General features: G+C 69.4%; 14 protein-coding genes, 3 pseudogenes and 1 riboswitch. Of the genes and pseudogenes, 13 read left to right on the forward strand and 4 right to left on the reverse strand.

The window, feature by feature from the left end; all coding sequences use genetic code 11:
* The first annotated feature begins 231 nt into the window (after positions 1–231).
* The 5 genes from G3I60_RS03130 (at position 232) to G3I60_RS03150 (ending at position 3,490) form a co-directional block, all read left to right on the forward strand.
* Positions 232–1,770, forward strand: a complete 1,539-nt coding sequence (locus tag G3I60_RS03130) for a class I adenylate-forming enzyme family protein (protein ID WP_275405846.1) — start codon at positions 232–234, stop codon at positions 1,768–1,770.
* The gene (locus tag G3I60_RS03135) at positions 1,767–2,003 is read left to right on the forward strand and encodes a hypothetical protein (protein WP_138351859.1); all 237 of its coding nucleotides are present in this window, start codon (positions 1,767–1,769) and stop codon (positions 2,001–2,003) included. The genes G3I60_RS03130 and G3I60_RS03135 overlap by 4 nt, the downstream gene beginning before the upstream one ends.
* Before the next feature lie 84 nt (positions 2,004–2,087).
* Positions 2,088–2,288, forward strand: a complete 201-nt coding sequence (locus G3I60_RS03140; RefSeq protein WP_138351858.1) for an MbtH family protein — start codon at positions 2,088–2,090, stop codon at positions 2,286–2,288.
* A 9-nt stretch (positions 2,289–2,297) separates the two neighbouring features.
* Complete coding sequence (locus G3I60_RS03145) at positions 2,298–2,861, forward strand: hypothetical protein (protein WP_164292325.1); 564 nt, start codon at positions 2,298–2,300, stop codon at positions 2,859–2,861.
* Positions 2,858–3,490, forward strand: a complete 633-nt coding sequence (locus tag G3I60_RS03150; protein ID WP_164292324.1) for a DUF6875 domain-containing protein — start codon at positions 2,858–2,860, stop codon at positions 3,488–3,490. Before G3I60_RS03145 ends, G3I60_RS03150 begins: the two co-directional genes overlap by 4 nt.
* 23 nt (positions 3,491–3,513) lie before the next feature.
* Here the strand turns inward: G3I60_RS03150 and G3I60_RS03155 are convergent, their stop codons facing one another.
* A complete protein-coding gene (locus G3I60_RS03155; RefSeq protein ID WP_164292323.1) occupies positions 3,514–4,446 on the reverse strand; it encodes a glutathione S-transferase C-terminal domain-containing protein in 933 nt (310 codons plus the stop codon).
* Positions 4,447–4,745: 299 nt separating this feature from the next.
* Positions 4,746–4,859: riboswitch (SAM riboswitch) on the reverse strand.
* Between the two features lie 156 nt (positions 4,860–5,015).
* On the opposite strand from G3I60_RS03155, the pseudogene G3I60_RS45020 reads away from it, so the two are divergent.
* The 8 genes and pseudogenes from G3I60_RS45020 to G3I60_RS03190 form a co-directional block, all read left to right on the forward strand.
* Positions 5,016–5,472: pseudogene (locus tag G3I60_RS45020) on the forward strand (ATP-binding cassette domain-containing protein); the annotation flags it as partial.
* A gap of 136 nt (positions 5,473–5,608) precedes the next feature.
* On the forward strand, positions 5,609–5,728 hold the full coding sequence (locus tag G3I60_RS46680; RefSeq protein WP_331284126.1) for a putative leader peptide: 120 nt from the start codon (positions 5,609–5,611) through the stop codon (positions 5,726–5,728).
* Between the two features lie 70 nt (positions 5,729–5,798).
* The gene (locus tag G3I60_RS03165; RefSeq protein ID WP_164292322.1) at positions 5,799–7,007 is read left to right on the forward strand and encodes an LLM class flavin-dependent oxidoreductase; all 1,209 of its coding nucleotides are present in this window, start codon (positions 5,799–5,801) and stop codon (positions 7,005–7,007) included.
* Between the two features lie 20 nt (positions 7,008–7,027).
* Positions 7,028–8,410, forward strand: coding sequence for an NtaA/DmoA family FMN-dependent monooxygenase (locus G3I60_RS03170; RefSeq protein WP_164292321.1), 1,383 nt, complete (start codon positions 7,028–7,030; stop codon positions 8,408–8,410).
* On the forward strand, positions 8,407–9,486 hold the full coding sequence (locus tag G3I60_RS03175; protein WP_164292320.1) for an LLM class flavin-dependent oxidoreductase: 1,080 nt from the start codon (positions 8,407–8,409) through the stop codon (positions 9,484–9,486). Before G3I60_RS03170 ends, G3I60_RS03175 begins: the two co-directional genes overlap by 4 nt.
* Before the next feature lie 14 nt (positions 9,487–9,500).
* Positions 9,501–10,646 carry an LLM class flavin-dependent oxidoreductase gene (locus G3I60_RS03180; RefSeq protein WP_164292319.1) on the forward strand — a complete coding sequence of 382 codons (1,146 nt, stop codon included), beginning with the start codon at positions 9,501–9,503 and terminating at the stop codon, positions 10,644–10,646.
* Positions 10,647–10,765: 119 nt separating this feature from the next.
* The gene (locus tag G3I60_RS03185) at positions 10,766–10,969 is read left to right on the forward strand and encodes a helix-turn-helix domain-containing protein (protein ID WP_138351851.1); all 204 of its coding nucleotides are present in this window, start codon (positions 10,766–10,768) and stop codon (positions 10,967–10,969) included.
* Between the two features lie 7 nt (positions 10,970–10,976).
* Entirely contained in the window at positions 10,977–11,447 is a 471-nt protein-coding gene (locus tag G3I60_RS03190; RefSeq protein ID WP_343240757.1) for a Clp protease N-terminal domain-containing protein, read from the forward strand.
* A gap of 24 nt (positions 11,448–11,471) precedes the next feature.
* On the opposite strand, the pseudogene G3I60_RS45025 reads toward G3I60_RS03190, so the two are convergent.
* From G3I60_RS45025 to G3I60_RS03205, 3 genes and pseudogenes are all read right to left on the reverse strand, one after another.
* Positions 11,472–11,666 (reverse strand): annotated as a pseudogene (locus G3I60_RS45025) (homoserine O-acetyltransferase); the annotation flags it as partial.
* Between the two features lie 5 nt (positions 11,667–11,671).
* Positions 11,672–11,899, reverse strand: a pseudogene (locus tag G3I60_RS03200) (PLP-dependent transferase); the annotation flags it as partial.
* A 262-nt stretch (positions 11,900–12,161) separates the two neighbouring features.
* Positions 12,162–12,962, reverse strand: coding sequence for a TioE family transcriptional regulator (locus G3I60_RS03205; RefSeq protein WP_164292317.1), 801 nt, complete (start codon positions 12,960–12,962; stop codon positions 12,162–12,164).
* Positions 12,963–12,974 lie beyond the last annotated feature (12 nt).

Consider the following 12,974-nt stretch of genomic DNA (forward strand, 5'->3'; position numbering starts at 1 on the left):
GGGTGGTCAAGGAGATCAATGTGGGAGGTCTCGTATGTGTCCCGCCGGCGGGACAACCGGCGTACGCCGCAGCCGACGGAATCCTGTGGGAGCGCAGCCTCGCGGGCGGTCCGACGACGATCCCCGCAGGTGTGCGCCGCCGAGGACTCGCTGGTGAGAGGAGTGCGAACGGCTTCGACTGCCACGCCGGTCACCTCACGCGCAGGGTCCTCCAGCGGCGCATCGCGTCGAATGCCGGCTCCTTCCGAGGCGGTCCGGGTGCGTTGGTGGTGTGCTTGCTCGGCGTTTCTCGGCGGTGCTAACTTCACCGTCATCAAATGCCGGAGCGAATATTGCACGGGCCGGTTTTCTCGTAAGGATGCGTTTATGGCGGATGCATGGTGGGGAGAACACCTGTTGGGTCGAGGGGCCGACGACGAGCTGTGGGCGGTTTCCCGTGCTCCCGTCACCCGTGGCGAACTCCGGGCAGCGGTCGGTGGCCTTGCAGGCGATTTTCGGGAGCACGGTATTGCCCACGGCAGCTCCGTTCTACTGCGCATGAAGCCGAGTTTCACGTATCTGCAGGTACTGCTGGCTCTGTGGAGCCGCGGGGCGCAAGTAATTCTGGTCGATTTTCGGCTGAGACCGGCCGAATACGAGCCGCTGGTGGAGCTGGTGCGTCCGCAGTACCTGGTTACGGCGGCCGGGGCTGATGGGCCGGTGGCCGGATTCCGTCAGGAGTCCGCATTCTCGGTCCGGCGGCTGCCGAACGGGCGGCCGGCCGACGACGACATCCGCCTGGTGCAGTTCAGCTCGGGTTCGACGGGCAGGCCGAAGGTCATCGGCCGCCCGGCCGACTCCGTGCTGGCCGAGCTCGACCGGCACGCCGCACTCCCCGGGGTTCCTGGCAAGGGCGACCGGATTCTGCTGCTGAACTCCGTCATGCACAACATGGGTCTGGTCAGTGGGGTGCTGCATGCGCTGGTGTCCGGGGCGACGCTGGTCGTCCCCCCGACGCTCCGCCCCACCGAGGTGGTGCGGCTGATGTCAGCCGCCGAGATCTCCGCCGTGTACGGGACACCCGCCCACTACGAACTCCTGGTGCGCACAAGGGATCCGCTGGACCTGCCCTCGCTGCGGCTGGCCGTCTCGGGCGGTGAGCGGGTTCCGCACGAGACCTACGAGCAGTTCGGTGAGCGCTTCGGCCTGCCGATCAGCCAGGTCTACGGCCTGACCGAGATCGGGCTGATCGCTGGTGACCTCTCCGGGACGTGCCTGCCCCCACAGCTGGGGCCACCGGTGCCGGGGGCCGAGGTGAAAGTCGTCGACGAGGAGCTCCACGTCCGGATGGACCGCTCGCCGTACCTCTACGGGGAGTATGCCGACCGCTTCACGGACGGCTGGCTGCGGACCTTCGACCGATTTCACCAGGACCCGACGACCGGGGTGCTGACCATGCTCGGCCGGACCGACTCGCTCGTCATCGTCGGCGGGTTGAAGGTCGACCTCACAGAAGTGGAGGCGGCCCTGCTGAGCCATCCCCGGGTGACCGATGCCGTGGTGACCCATGCGGAGGCCATCGAAGCGTTCGTCGGAGCCCATGAGGCGGTCACCGCGGACGAACTCACCGTCTGGTGCCGGGAACGGTTGAGCGCGGCCAAAATCCCCAGGCGGTTCTTCGTCACGCGGCAGCTGCCCCGGAACTCGATGGGCAAGTTGACCCGCAACCGCGCACTGATGCACGAGTACGTCACGTCGGAGGCGTCTTCCAAGCCATGGGACACAGCATGATCTCAAAGAGTGACATCAGAGTGATCCTGTCCGAGAATGCCGGGCTCGGGCCCCCGGACGAGTTTCCCGACGATGCCGAACTGGTGATCGACTCGCTCACCCTGCTCGTCCTCCAACATGTGCTGGAGGAGAAGCACGGTGTCGTCATAGACCCGCAGTTCGAGGACATGGAGTTGTTCACCTCGATCAACGGGATTCACAAGTACGTGATGAGGGTCGTCGAAGAGAGATGACGAACCCCACCGCCCGGCAATGCCGGCGCGGGCATGAAGCATGCGCAGCCACCCGAATCTGACCACTTTCTGTAGGGAGAAACGATGGCCAACCCCTTCGAGAACCCTGACGGCAGCTACCTCGTACTCGTCAACAACGAGGGCCAGCACTCGCTGTGGCCCGCCTTCGCCGAGGTGCCCGCGGGCTGGACGGTCGCCCTCGCCGAGACCGACCGCCAGTCCTGCCTCGACTACGTCGAGGAGCACTGGACCGACATACGCCCCCTCAGCCTCGTACGCCGATAGGAGAACGCGATGGACGACACCGCCTTCCAGACACTGCTCCTGAGAGAAGAGGACCTCGAAGAGTCGTTCTTCGGCGAGGAACCGAGCGCCGCCTACGACCCCAGCTTCGTTTCCGGTGACGAGTCGGGGCGCGCCATTGTCGACCTGACGAACATGCTGACGCACGGCACGCATCCGGAGGCGACACAGCATGCCTCCGCACTGTTCACGAACGTCGTGGGCTCGGTGATATTCCACAACGTCACGCGGTTCGGCAACCAGGCCTGCCGGCAGGTGTTCGAGGAGATCTCCGCCGCAGTACGCGACTGCACGCACTACCGGATGGAACTGAACGACGGCGTCCAGCTGGACATCACGAAAGTCGGCCAGGAACCGATCTCCGTCGGAGACGGCAGCTTCATGGTGCGATGGCTGTCCACCGTCGAGCACTTCCGTATCGAGACGTCCTGGGTCATCGTGATGAAGGACGACATCCTTTCGCTGGTGAACACCCGAGTCCCGGACGAGTCCGAGATCCGTCGCCTCGCGCGCATCGCGGGCGATCGCGTGTCGGATCTGACGGGAACACCATGAACTCCACGGGATCCGTCGTCGATATCGAGTCCGCGCTCGAATCGGTCGACTTATGGCTGACCGACTACATTGCGACGAACCATCCGGAGATCGGCCGGATGGGCCCCATCTGCCCTTTCGTGGCCCCCTCTCGCAAGAACAGAACCATGGAGATCCGTATCCGCCTGGTCGGGCACTCGTCGACCCCCGACCTGGTGGAGGAGATCGTACGGAGCAGCCTGCACGAGTACCTGCTGACCTCCTGGCAGGGACGGAATCCCATGCTGCGCGCCATGGTGGTCGTCCTTCCCGATCTCCACAGCGAGGACACCGAGCTGCTCGACAAGGCGCAGGAACGCGTCAAGGACGACTACGTGGCGCAGGGCCTCATGGTCGGTCAGTTCCACGAGAACTGCGATGTGAGGGCAGCAAGGAATCCGCGGTTCGCTGTGAGCAAGGCACCCGTACCCGTCCTCGCGATTCGCTCCATCGCCCTGCACGACATCTTCTTCCTGTCCGAGCGGGCGCAATGGTTCGAGAAGTACCGTGAGAAGTTCGGCAAGTTCTTCGGACCGCAGACCGCGCCGATGGACGCGATCCTGGTGGAGCGCTACCGGCAGTCCGAACGGGACTACGGGTACCGGGACTGACCTCGCCGTTGCGCCGGCAACGCTCAGCTGATCGGCGGGACTCCGGGGAGCTCGATCGCGGCGCCTGATGATTCCGGGCCACGGCAGGTGCGGCGGTGCAGACGGGCCATCCGGTCCGTGCGGAGGTTGTCGCGGAAGGCCGGGTGGCCGTGCAGGCGTCGCACGTAGGCCCACAGGCGGTCGTGCCGGGCGATGGCGTGTACCGCGTCGGCGTCCAGGTGGAGACGGTCGACGAGGTCGAGGTGTACGAGGGTCACCCAGAGGTCCACGTCTGCGGCGGTCAGTTCGTCGCCCAGCGCATAGGGCCCGGTGGCCAGTTGGCGGTCGAGAAGGTCCAGTGCCGCGAGCAGGGTTTCCAGCGCCTCCCCTCGGCGGTGCGATGCCGGGGCCGCACCGGCCCGTTGGGCGGCTTCGGCGATGTCCTCGTCAAGGAGTTGCCGGATGGTCTCGATGTCCGCGACGAGGGCCGGCGGGCGCAGGCGGGGCAGGCCGTCCCGGCCGTGCTCGGTGAGGTGGTCGGCGAGGTCGACGAGGTCGCGGAGGATGTCGGGGGTCTGATCGCTGACGATGCGTCCGCTCCAGCGGTCGGACAGCGCGGGCACGGTGAGTGGACCGTCGTAGTGGTGCCGGGTGGCCTCGTAGGCGCTGCGCAGTGCCACGAGCGGGTCGGGGGTGCCGGCCGACTGGGGGACGGGGGTGATGGTGACCGAGTCCGTGAGGGCGAGCAGGTCCAGGGTGATCGACACCCGCAGGGACCGCGGACAGCCCGGCGCTAGGTACACGTTGTAGCGGAGGGGCGCCGGATAGAACCCGCCGGCGAGGTCGACGCCGATACGGCTGCCGAAGTGCGACGCGCGGGCGGCCAGGGTGACCTGGGGGTCGGACACGGCGGGTCGGAGATCGCGGAGGGTGGCCGGGCGTGAGGTGAGCGGGCTGGGCAGAGCTGTCTCGGGCATGGCTCTCCAATGCGGGGAGGGAAGCAGCCTGGGTGTGCCGAAGCGGCGTCGGTGGCAGGACGCCTGGAGAGCCCGGTGTCTGGGTGTGCGGACGACGCCTGGCCCGGTGATGTGCGCCTACGGGAGCCCCTCAGGAGCTGTCCCGGTCAGACCGCCGGGCTGCCGGTCGCGCTGCAGACCCGCAACAGGTCGATGTGGAGACGTCGGGTCAGGAGCGGCCGACGGGCGCCCGCCTTCCCCGCCCCACTGCCAGTGCGCGGCATCTCCACCGGTCCCATCATCGGGGCTCGTGAGACACGAGACCACGCTTGTCCCGCCACCCCGGCAGGACCCGGTCATCACCCAGGGCACCCCGTCGCGGAGAAGGGTTGCCTGTCAGCGGGCCGGGGCCGATGACCCACTGGGGCAGGAACCCCGCGAGGTGGGCGCTGACTATCGTTACCGTCCTCAACAGTGTGGTTGCGCCCTGTGACGGAGTCAAGAAGGCCGAGGCTCCGTCTCATGGACCGGTACTGGACGACGGACACCACGCTGATGAGGATCACGTACCAGACGGTGGCGACCACCGGGTGCTGGACGGCGTGGACCTGACGGTGCGGCCAGGAGAGGTCACGGTGATCCTCGGGCCGTCCGGCTCCGGCAAGTCCACCCTGTTGCGGGTGATCAACCACCTGGGAAGCCGGAGGTCGGCTACGCCAGCCTCAACGGCGAACTGATCGGCGTCCGCAGACAGGGCGAACGGCTCAAGGAGCTGAGCGAGCGCGCGATCCTCGCCCAGCGCAGCCGGATCGGCTTCGTCTTCCAGAACTTCAACCTCTTCCCGCACCGACCGTGCTGGACAACGTGGCAGCGGCGCCCGTGGCGACGGGCCTGCTGCGCAAGCCCGAGGCGCAGGCGCTGGCCCGTACCCTCCTCGACCGGGTGGGGCTGGCCGACAAGACCGGTGCGCATCCCCGGCAGTTGTCCGGCGGCCAGCAGCAGCGGGTGGCGATCGCCCGTGGCCTCGCACTGCGGCCGGGGGCGATTCCACCTCGTACGGACGCCTGAGCATGGGGCGGAATAGGTGGCGTGGCGGCTGCGTTGTGGGCGACGGGGGTGTGGGTATGCCTCCCAAACGGCACTATCCGGTGAGCCGCGGACACGATGGGTGGAGGTGACGTCGATGCAGGCTGAATCCGGCCGGTTCGTCGTCGAACCCCTGGTCCCGCGTGGCTGCGTGCACCTGTACTCCCGGTCCCACATCGACCTGCTGCGGGTGGCCGGCGCGCTCTGTTGCGCCTGACGCGTTCCCCGCGCCGGGCCCTGCCGAGCAGACCCGGCGATCGTGTACGGCCGATCAGGAAGACATCGTTGTGCCCGCATTTCCTCCTTCACCTCTGCATCTTGCCGTAGCCCTGGACGGCGCGGGCTGGCACTCGGCCGCCTGGCGCGCACCACAGGCCAGGCCCCGCGACCTGCTCACCGCCGGCTACTGGGCCGACCTCGTCACCGAGGCGGAACGCGGCCTGCTCGACTTCGTCACCTTCGAGGACGCCCTCGGGCTGCAGTCGTCGCGCTTCACCGAGCCGGACGATCGCACCGATCAGGTACGCGGCCGGCTGGACGCGGTCCTCATCGCCGCCCGCGTCGCACCGCTGACGCGTCACATCGGGCTGGTGCCGACCGTCGTCACCACCCACACCGAGCCGTTCCACATCTCCAAGGCGATCGCCACCCTGGACTACGTCAGCACCGGCCGAGCGGGCCTGCGGGTCCAGGTGTCGGCACGGCAGAGCGAGGCGGCCCACTTCGGCCGTCGTACGTTCCCGCCTCTGCGCATCGAGGACCTGGACACCCCGGAGGTCCGGGAGTTGACCGCCGAGCTCTTCGAGGAGGCCGCCGACCACGTCGAGGCCGTCCGCCGTCTGTGGGACAGCTGGGAGGACGACGCGGAGATCCGCGACACCTCCACCGGGCGCTTCGTCGACCGCGACAAGCTGCACTATGTCGACTTCGAGGGCCGGCACTTCAGCGTCAAGGGACCCTCGATCACCCCCCGGCCGCCCCAGGGACAGCCGGTCGTCACCGCCCTGGCGCACCAGAGCGTCCCCTTCCAACTGGTGGGCCGTTCCACCGACATCGGCTACGTCGCCCCGCACGACCCCGGCCACGCCCGCGCCATCTCCGACGAGATCCGCGCGGCCCAAGCCGCGGCAGGGCGCTCCGACGAGCCCCTGCACATCTTCGGTGACCTGGTGGTCTTTCTCGACGACGACGCGGCAGCGGCGGCGGACCGCAAGACACGCCTGGACGACCTGGCGGGTTACCCGTACACCAGCGACGCGAAGATCTTCACGGGAAGCCCCGCGCAGCTCGCCGACCTGCTCCTGGAGTGGCAGCAGGCCGGACTGTCCGGCTTCCGGTTGCGTCCCGGGGTCATCGGCCATGACCTTCCGGCGATCACCCGCGGCCTGGTGCCCGAACTCCAGCGCCGCGGCGCCTTCCGGCGGGTGTACGAGGCCGACACCCTGCGCGGGCTGCTCGGGCTGTCCCGTCCCGCCAACCGCTACGCCACCGTCTGAGCCGGGAGGACCGTCCGACCATGAGCAAGCCACTGAAGCAGATCCATCTCGCGGCCCACTTCCCCGGTGTCAACAACACCACCGTGTGGAGCGACCCGCGGGCCGGCAGCCACATCGAGTTCAGCTCGTTCGCGCACTTCGCGCGGACCGCCGAACGCGCCAAGTTCGACTTCCTGTTCCTCGCCGAAGGGCTGCGGCTGCGCGAACAGGCCGGGCAGATCTACGACCTGGACGTGGTCGGGCGGCCGGACACCTTCACGGTGCTGTCCGCTCTGGCCGCGGTGACCGAGCGCCTGGGCCTGACCGGCACCATCAACTCCACCTTCAACGAGCCCTACGAGGTGGCCCGCCAGTTCGCCAGCCTCGATCATCTGTCGGACGGGCGTGCCGCCTGGAACGTCGTCACCTCCTGGGACGCGTTCACCGGCGAGAACTTCCGCCGCGGCGGCTTCCTCCCGCAGGACCAGCGGTACTCCCGCGCCACGGAGTTCCTCGCGACCGCCACCGAGCTGTTCGACTCCTGGCACGGTGAGGAGATCGTCGCCGACCAGGAGTCCGGCATCTTTCTGAAGGACGCGCGCGCCGGGGCCTTCGTCCATGAGGGAGAGCATTTCGACATCGCCGGGCAGTTCAATGTCCCGCGCAGTCCGCAGGGCCGTCCGGTGATCTTCCAAGCCGGTGACTCGGAGGAGGGCCGGGAGTTCGCGGCCTCCACCGCGGACGCGATCTTCAGCCGGTACGGCACCCTGAAGGAGGGTCAGGAGTTCCACGCCGACGTCAAGCGCCGGCTCGCCCGCTACGGGCGCCGCCCCGAGCAGCTGCTGATCCTGCCGGCCGCGACCTTCGTGCTCGGCGACACCGACGCCGAGGCCCAGGAGCTGGCCCGCGAGGTGCGCCGGCAGCAGGTCAGCGGAGCGACCGCGCTCAAGCACCTGGAATTCGTCTGGAACCGCGACCTGTCGGGCTACGACCCGGACGGCCCGCTGCCCGACATCGACCCGGACCTCGGTGAGCACACCATCGCCCGCGGCCGCGCGCAGGTGCGGATGTACCGTGACCCGCTGGCCACCGCCCGCCAGTGGCGTGAGCTCGCGGCGGCCAACAACTGGTCGATCCGCGACCTCGTCATCGAGACCGGCAGCCGGCAGAACTTCGTCGGCTCCCCGGCCACCGTCGCCGAGTCCATCAACACCCTCGTCCAGGCCGATGCCGCCGACGGCTTCATCCTGGTCCCGCACATCACCCCCACCGGTCTGGACGGCTTCGCCGACACCGTCGTACCGCTGCTCCAGGAGCGCGGTGTCTTCCGCACCGCGTACGAGGGCACTACGCTGCGCGACCACCTGGGTCTGGCCCACCCCGACGCCGCCGCCGAGCCGGGCACCGGGCGGGTGGCGTCGTGAAGTTCCTGGCCATCACCCTCATCGTGCACGCCCCCGACCCGGTGACCGGGGTGCTGAAGCCGACCCACGACCGTTTCCGCGAGGTGATCGACAACGCGGTGTTCGCCGAGGAGACCGGGTTCGACGGCTTCGGCGTCGGCGAACGCCACGAGCGGCCGTTCATCTCCTCGTCGCCACCGGTCGTGCTCAGTCACATCGCCGCGCTCACCTCCAGGATCCGGCTGTTCACCGCCGTCACCACCCTCAGCCTGCTCGACCCGGTACGCGCCTACGAGGGCTACGCGACCTTGGACCACCTGTCCGACGGCCGCCTGGACCTGATCATCGGGAAGGGCAACGGCACCGCCCAGCGCGAGCTGTTCCAGGTCACTCCCGATGACCAGTGGGAGCGCAACGCCGAGAGCTATGAGCTGTTCCGCCGGATCTGGCGGGAGGACAAGGTGACCGCAGAACCGCGCTTCCGCCCGGAGCTCACCGCCGCCGAGGTGTGGCCCAGGCCGTACCAGCAGCCGGTGCGGGTCTGGCACGGCAGCGCCACCAGCCGGGAGTCCGTCGACCTCGCCGCCCGCTACGGCGACCCGCTGTTCTCGGCCAGTGTCACCAACCCCATCGAGCCCTACGCCGAACTCGTCCGCCACTACCGGGAGCGCTGGGCCCACTACGGCCACGACGCCGCCCACGCGGTGGTCGGCGCCGGTACCGCCGGGTACTACGCGGCACGCACCTCGCAGGAGGCGATCGCCGCCTACCGGCCGGTCTTCGAGGGACAGCTGGCCTTCCAGAAGCGGCTGGGTCTGGAGCCGGTGTTCGCGACTCTGGAGGACTTCGTGGAGCGCAGCTCGGCGCTGATCGGCAGCCCCCAACAGGTGATCGACAAGGTGCACCGCTACCACGAGCAGTTCGGCCACAGCGTGCTCCATCTGCAGGAGGACGCGAGCGGGCTCGGCGACGCCCGGCACCGGGCCTCGCTGGAACTCTTCCAGTCCGACATCGCGCCCGTACTGCGGCGCGACATCCCCGACCCACCGTTCCCCTGGACCCCGGTCCTCGCCGCGCCCCGACCCGCCGACTTCTGAGGAGCACCCCGATCATGTCCGGCATCCCTCTCGGGGTTCTCGACCTCGTCCCGGTTCCGGCCGGGTCCACCGCGGCCGACGCGCTGCACAACAGCATCGACCTCGCCCGCCAGGCCGAGCGGTTCGGCTACACCCGCTACTGGGTCGCCGAGCACCATCTCAACCCGGGCGTCGCCGGGACCTCGCCCGCTGTCGTGCTGGCCCTGACCGCCTCCGCGACCTCCACGATCAGGATCGGTTCCGGGGCGGTCCTGCTGGGCCACCGCACCGCCCTGTCCACCGTCGAGGAGTTCGGCCTCATCGACGCCCTGCACCCCGGGCGGCTCGACCTGGGCCTCGGCCGCTCCGGGGGACGTCCCCCCAGTCCGAGCGCGGACTCCGTTCCGGCCGTGGGACCCGTCGTGACCGCGACCCCGGTCATCGACGGACACACTCCGAACGGGCTGCGGATCCCACCCCGGTTCTCCTTCGAGCACCTGCTCGGCTCACCCCGGTTCGCCCTCCAGCAGCGCCTGCTGCGCCAACCGAACGCCGAGGCGCAGGATTACGGCGAGCAGATCGACGACATCCTCGCCCTGCTGCGCGGCACTTACCGCTCGGCCGACGGCGTCGAGGCGCACGCCGTGCCCGGCGAGGGCGCCGCCGTGCAGGTGTGGATCCTGGGCAGCAGCGGCGGGCAGAGCGCCGACGTCGCCGGCCGCAACGGTTTGCGTTTCGCCTCCAACTACCACGTCAGTCCGGCCACTGTCCTGGAGGCGACCGAGGGTTACCGCGCCGCGTTCCAGCCCTCCGACGATCTCGACAAGCCGTACGTCAGCGTCTCGGCCGACGTCGTCGTCGCCCAGGACGACGCGACGGCCCGTGAACTCGCCGCCGGCTACGGTCCGTGGGTCCGCAGCATCCGCACCGCCGAGGGCGCCATCGCCTTCCCCACCCCCGAGCAGGCCCGCGCCCATGTGTGGACCGACGCGGACCGGGCGTTGGTGGCCGACCGCGTCGACACCCAGTTCGTCGGCACCGCAGGACATGTGGCCGACCAGCTCGAACGACTTCAGGAGGCCACCGGCGCCGACGAGCTGGTCATCACGACCATCACGCACGACCACGCCGACCGGGTGCGTTCCTACCGGCTCCTGGCCGAGGAGTGGCAACGCCGCTGAGGTCCTTCCCATGACGGGCCGCTGGGGGCCTGACAGCCCGCGGTCAATGGGTCGTAACGCGTCGGCGGACTGTCAGTCTGGGTTGACAACATGATGGCTGTCAGCCCAGACTGACAGTCATGGAAGCAGGAGATCTCGCAGAACGCCTCAGGTCGCACGACCCCGCCGTCGGGCTACGGGCGGTGGGCGCCCTGCACAGACTCGCCGAGCAGATCGAAACGGCAGCGGTGGTCCGCGCCAGGGAGCAGGGATGGTCCTGGGAACAGATCGGGGATGCCCTCGGCGTGTCACGGCAATCGGCGCACGCCAAACACGGGAAGTGAGACGACAGTGTTCGAACAGTTCGCAACAGGTGCCCGCGCGGCGGTCACGTCTGCTCTGGAAGAAGCCAGGCTGCGCGGCGATCGCCGCATCGGCACCGAGCACCTCCTCCTGGGAGTCCTCCACGAACCCGGCTCGCTCGCGGTCCGATCCCTCGGTACCGACCTGGAGGCCGCACGTACCGCCCTCGACGTCCTCGACCGGTCGGCACTGGCCGCGATCGGCATCGACGTCCAGGGCGTCGAGAGGCCGCCGGTCCCCGTCTCACGCAAGCGCACCCCCTTCACCTCCGGTGCCCGCTCGGTCCTCCCGCGCGCCCTCGTCGAGGTGAAGAAGGCCGGCGGCCGGCGCATCACGCCGGAGCACCTGCTGCTCGCGATCCTTGACTGTGAGCGGCCGGATCCCGCGGCAGAGCTGATGGAGCAGCTGGGCATCGACCGTGCGGCCGTCCGTGAACGCATCAGGCAGGCGGACGCCTGAGATCCCCGGTCCACCCAGAGATCGTCATGAGGTGGTGAGTTCGCGTACGAGCGCGGCGACCTGCTCGGTTTCGATGAGAAAGCCGTCGTGACCGTAGGGGGAGTGGACCATTCGCAGCCGGTCGGCCGAAGGAATACCGGCTGCCAACTCGGCCTGCTGGGCGGGTGGGTAGAGACGGTCGGAGTCGACTGCGGCGACCAGCGTCCTGGCGGTGACCCGGCGCTGCCCGCCTCGACGCCGTCACGCAGTTCGAAGGCCAGGACCGCGCCGGCACCACGCGGCAGATAGCGCTGCCCGGTCTCGTACCACCGGTTGGACGGCAGGCCCGGGTAGTGGACGGCGGCGACCTCGTCGCGCTGCTCCAGCCATTCGGCGAGCGCCTGGGCGTTGGCCGAGTGCCGTTCGATGCGCAGGCTGAGTGTCTCCACGCCCTGCAGCAGCAGGAAGGCGGAGAGCGCGCCGAAGGCGCGGAGACAAGGGGGATGATCAGCGGCCGGAGAGGGCGGCAGGACGCCGGGAGCGTGGCGTCAGCGCACGGCGCGACAACCGGTGCTGGTGACACGCCCGTAGTCCACGTGGCGACGGGTCACAAGCAGGGTCTTGCCGCAAGGAAACCACGGTGATGAGATCCGCACCAGCACATCGTGCAGACCGAGTTGGGTCCCGGCCGGCCCGGCCGCCGCGGGCAGCCGAAGCCGGCTCGCGATCGAGGTCTCATCCGCGCTCGCGGAGGTACGCCTCCAGCTCTGCCGCCCCGGTCAGCATCGACCGTCCGCGGGCGGAGAGTCGACCGTGCCAGTCGCACAGTGCGGCCTCCAGCGGCTCCAGGCCGCCGGCCGCCCGCACCTGGGTGATCAGCGGGGCGATCTGCTCCAGCAGATAGCCGCCCCGCCTGAGCTGATGGGCCAGCCGGGCATCCCGAACGTCGGCCTCGTCGTAGACGCGGTAACCGGTCCGTGGGTCGCGGCGCGGGCGCACCAGCTCGGCGCGCTCCCATTTGCGCAGCGTCGCGGGCCGGATTCCGAGCTGGTCCGCCAGCGGCCCGATGAACGTGGGCCCAATGAAGGTGCCGCCGGGCCCGGACACCGCGGCCGGCTCGGACTCCACACCGGGCTCGGACCCGACACCGGGCTCGGACTCCACACCGGGCTCGGACCTCAAACCGGGCTCCAGGTCGCGGAGGGCACTCTCCACAGCCTCGAGCGTCCGCCGGTCGCCGAGCAGTTGGGCGTGGCTCTCGTCGATGAGGCGCAACGCCTCGTCGACCGCACCCTGGTTCACGGCCCGCAGGATCGCCGCCGCCGTCCGGTGGCCGTGGCCGGGCACCAGGGCGAGGAACGCGCGCAGGGCCCCGGCGTGCAGCGGGGTGTAGGTGCGGTAGCCGTGGGGTGTGCGATCGGCGGCCGGCAGGATGCCGGTCTCCTCGTAGTTCCTGACCGCCTGCGTGGACAGACCGTGCCCGCGCGCCAGATCGACCGGCCTGAGCCGATCACCACTTTGAAGGTTTCTCCGCATGAAGCTGACGAT

It is taken from the genome of Streptomyces sp. SID13666, assembly GCF_010548325.1.
In the GTDB taxonomy this organism is placed as follows: Bacteria; Actinomycetota; Actinomycetes; order Streptomycetales; family Streptomycetaceae; genus Actinacidiphila; species Actinacidiphila fildesensis.

What these genes read in the sequence shown, in the direction of transcription:
- G3I60_RS03130 (WP_275405846.1), top strand. Translation starts at nt 232, where the DNA reads ATGCCGGCTCCTTCCGAGGCGGTCCGGGTGCGTTGGTGGTGTGCTTGC.
- G3I60_RS03135 (WP_138351859.1), top strand. Translation starts at nt 1,767, where the DNA reads ATGATCTCAAAGAGTGACATCAGAGTGATCCTGTCCGAGAATGCCGGG.
- G3I60_RS03140 (WP_138351858.1), top strand. Translation starts at nt 2,088, where the DNA reads ATGGCCAACCCCTTCGAGAACCCTGACGGCAGCTACCTCGTACTCGTC.
- G3I60_RS03145 (WP_164292325.1), top strand. Translation starts at nt 2,298, where the DNA reads ATGGACGACACCGCCTTCCAGACACTGCTCCTGAGAGAAGAGGACCTC.
- G3I60_RS03150 (WP_164292324.1), top strand. Translation starts at nt 2,858, where the DNA reads ATGAACTCCACGGGATCCGTCGTCGATATCGAGTCCGCGCTCGAATCG.
- G3I60_RS03155 (WP_164292323.1), bottom strand. Translation starts at nt 4,446, where the DNA reads ATGCCCGAGACAGCTCTGCCCAGCCCGCTCACCTCACGCCCGGCCACC.
- G3I60_RS46680 (WP_331284126.1), top strand. Translation starts at nt 5,609, where the DNA reads ATGCAGGCTGAATCCGGCCGGTTCGTCGTCGAACCCCTGGTCCCGCGT.
- G3I60_RS03170 (WP_164292321.1), top strand. Translation starts at nt 7,028, where the DNA reads ATGAGCAAGCCACTGAAGCAGATCCATCTCGCGGCCCACTTCCCCGGT.
- G3I60_RS03180 (WP_164292319.1), top strand. Translation starts at nt 9,501, where the DNA reads ATGTCCGGCATCCCTCTCGGGGTTCTCGACCTCGTCCCGGTTCCGGCC.
- G3I60_RS03185 (WP_138351851.1), top strand. Translation starts at nt 10,766, where the DNA reads ATGGAAGCAGGAGATCTCGCAGAACGCCTCAGGTCGCACGACCCCGCC.
- G3I60_RS03205 (WP_164292317.1), bottom strand. Translation starts at nt 12,962, where the DNA reads ATGCGGAGAAACCTTCAAAGTGGTGATCGGCTCAGGCCGGTCGATCTG.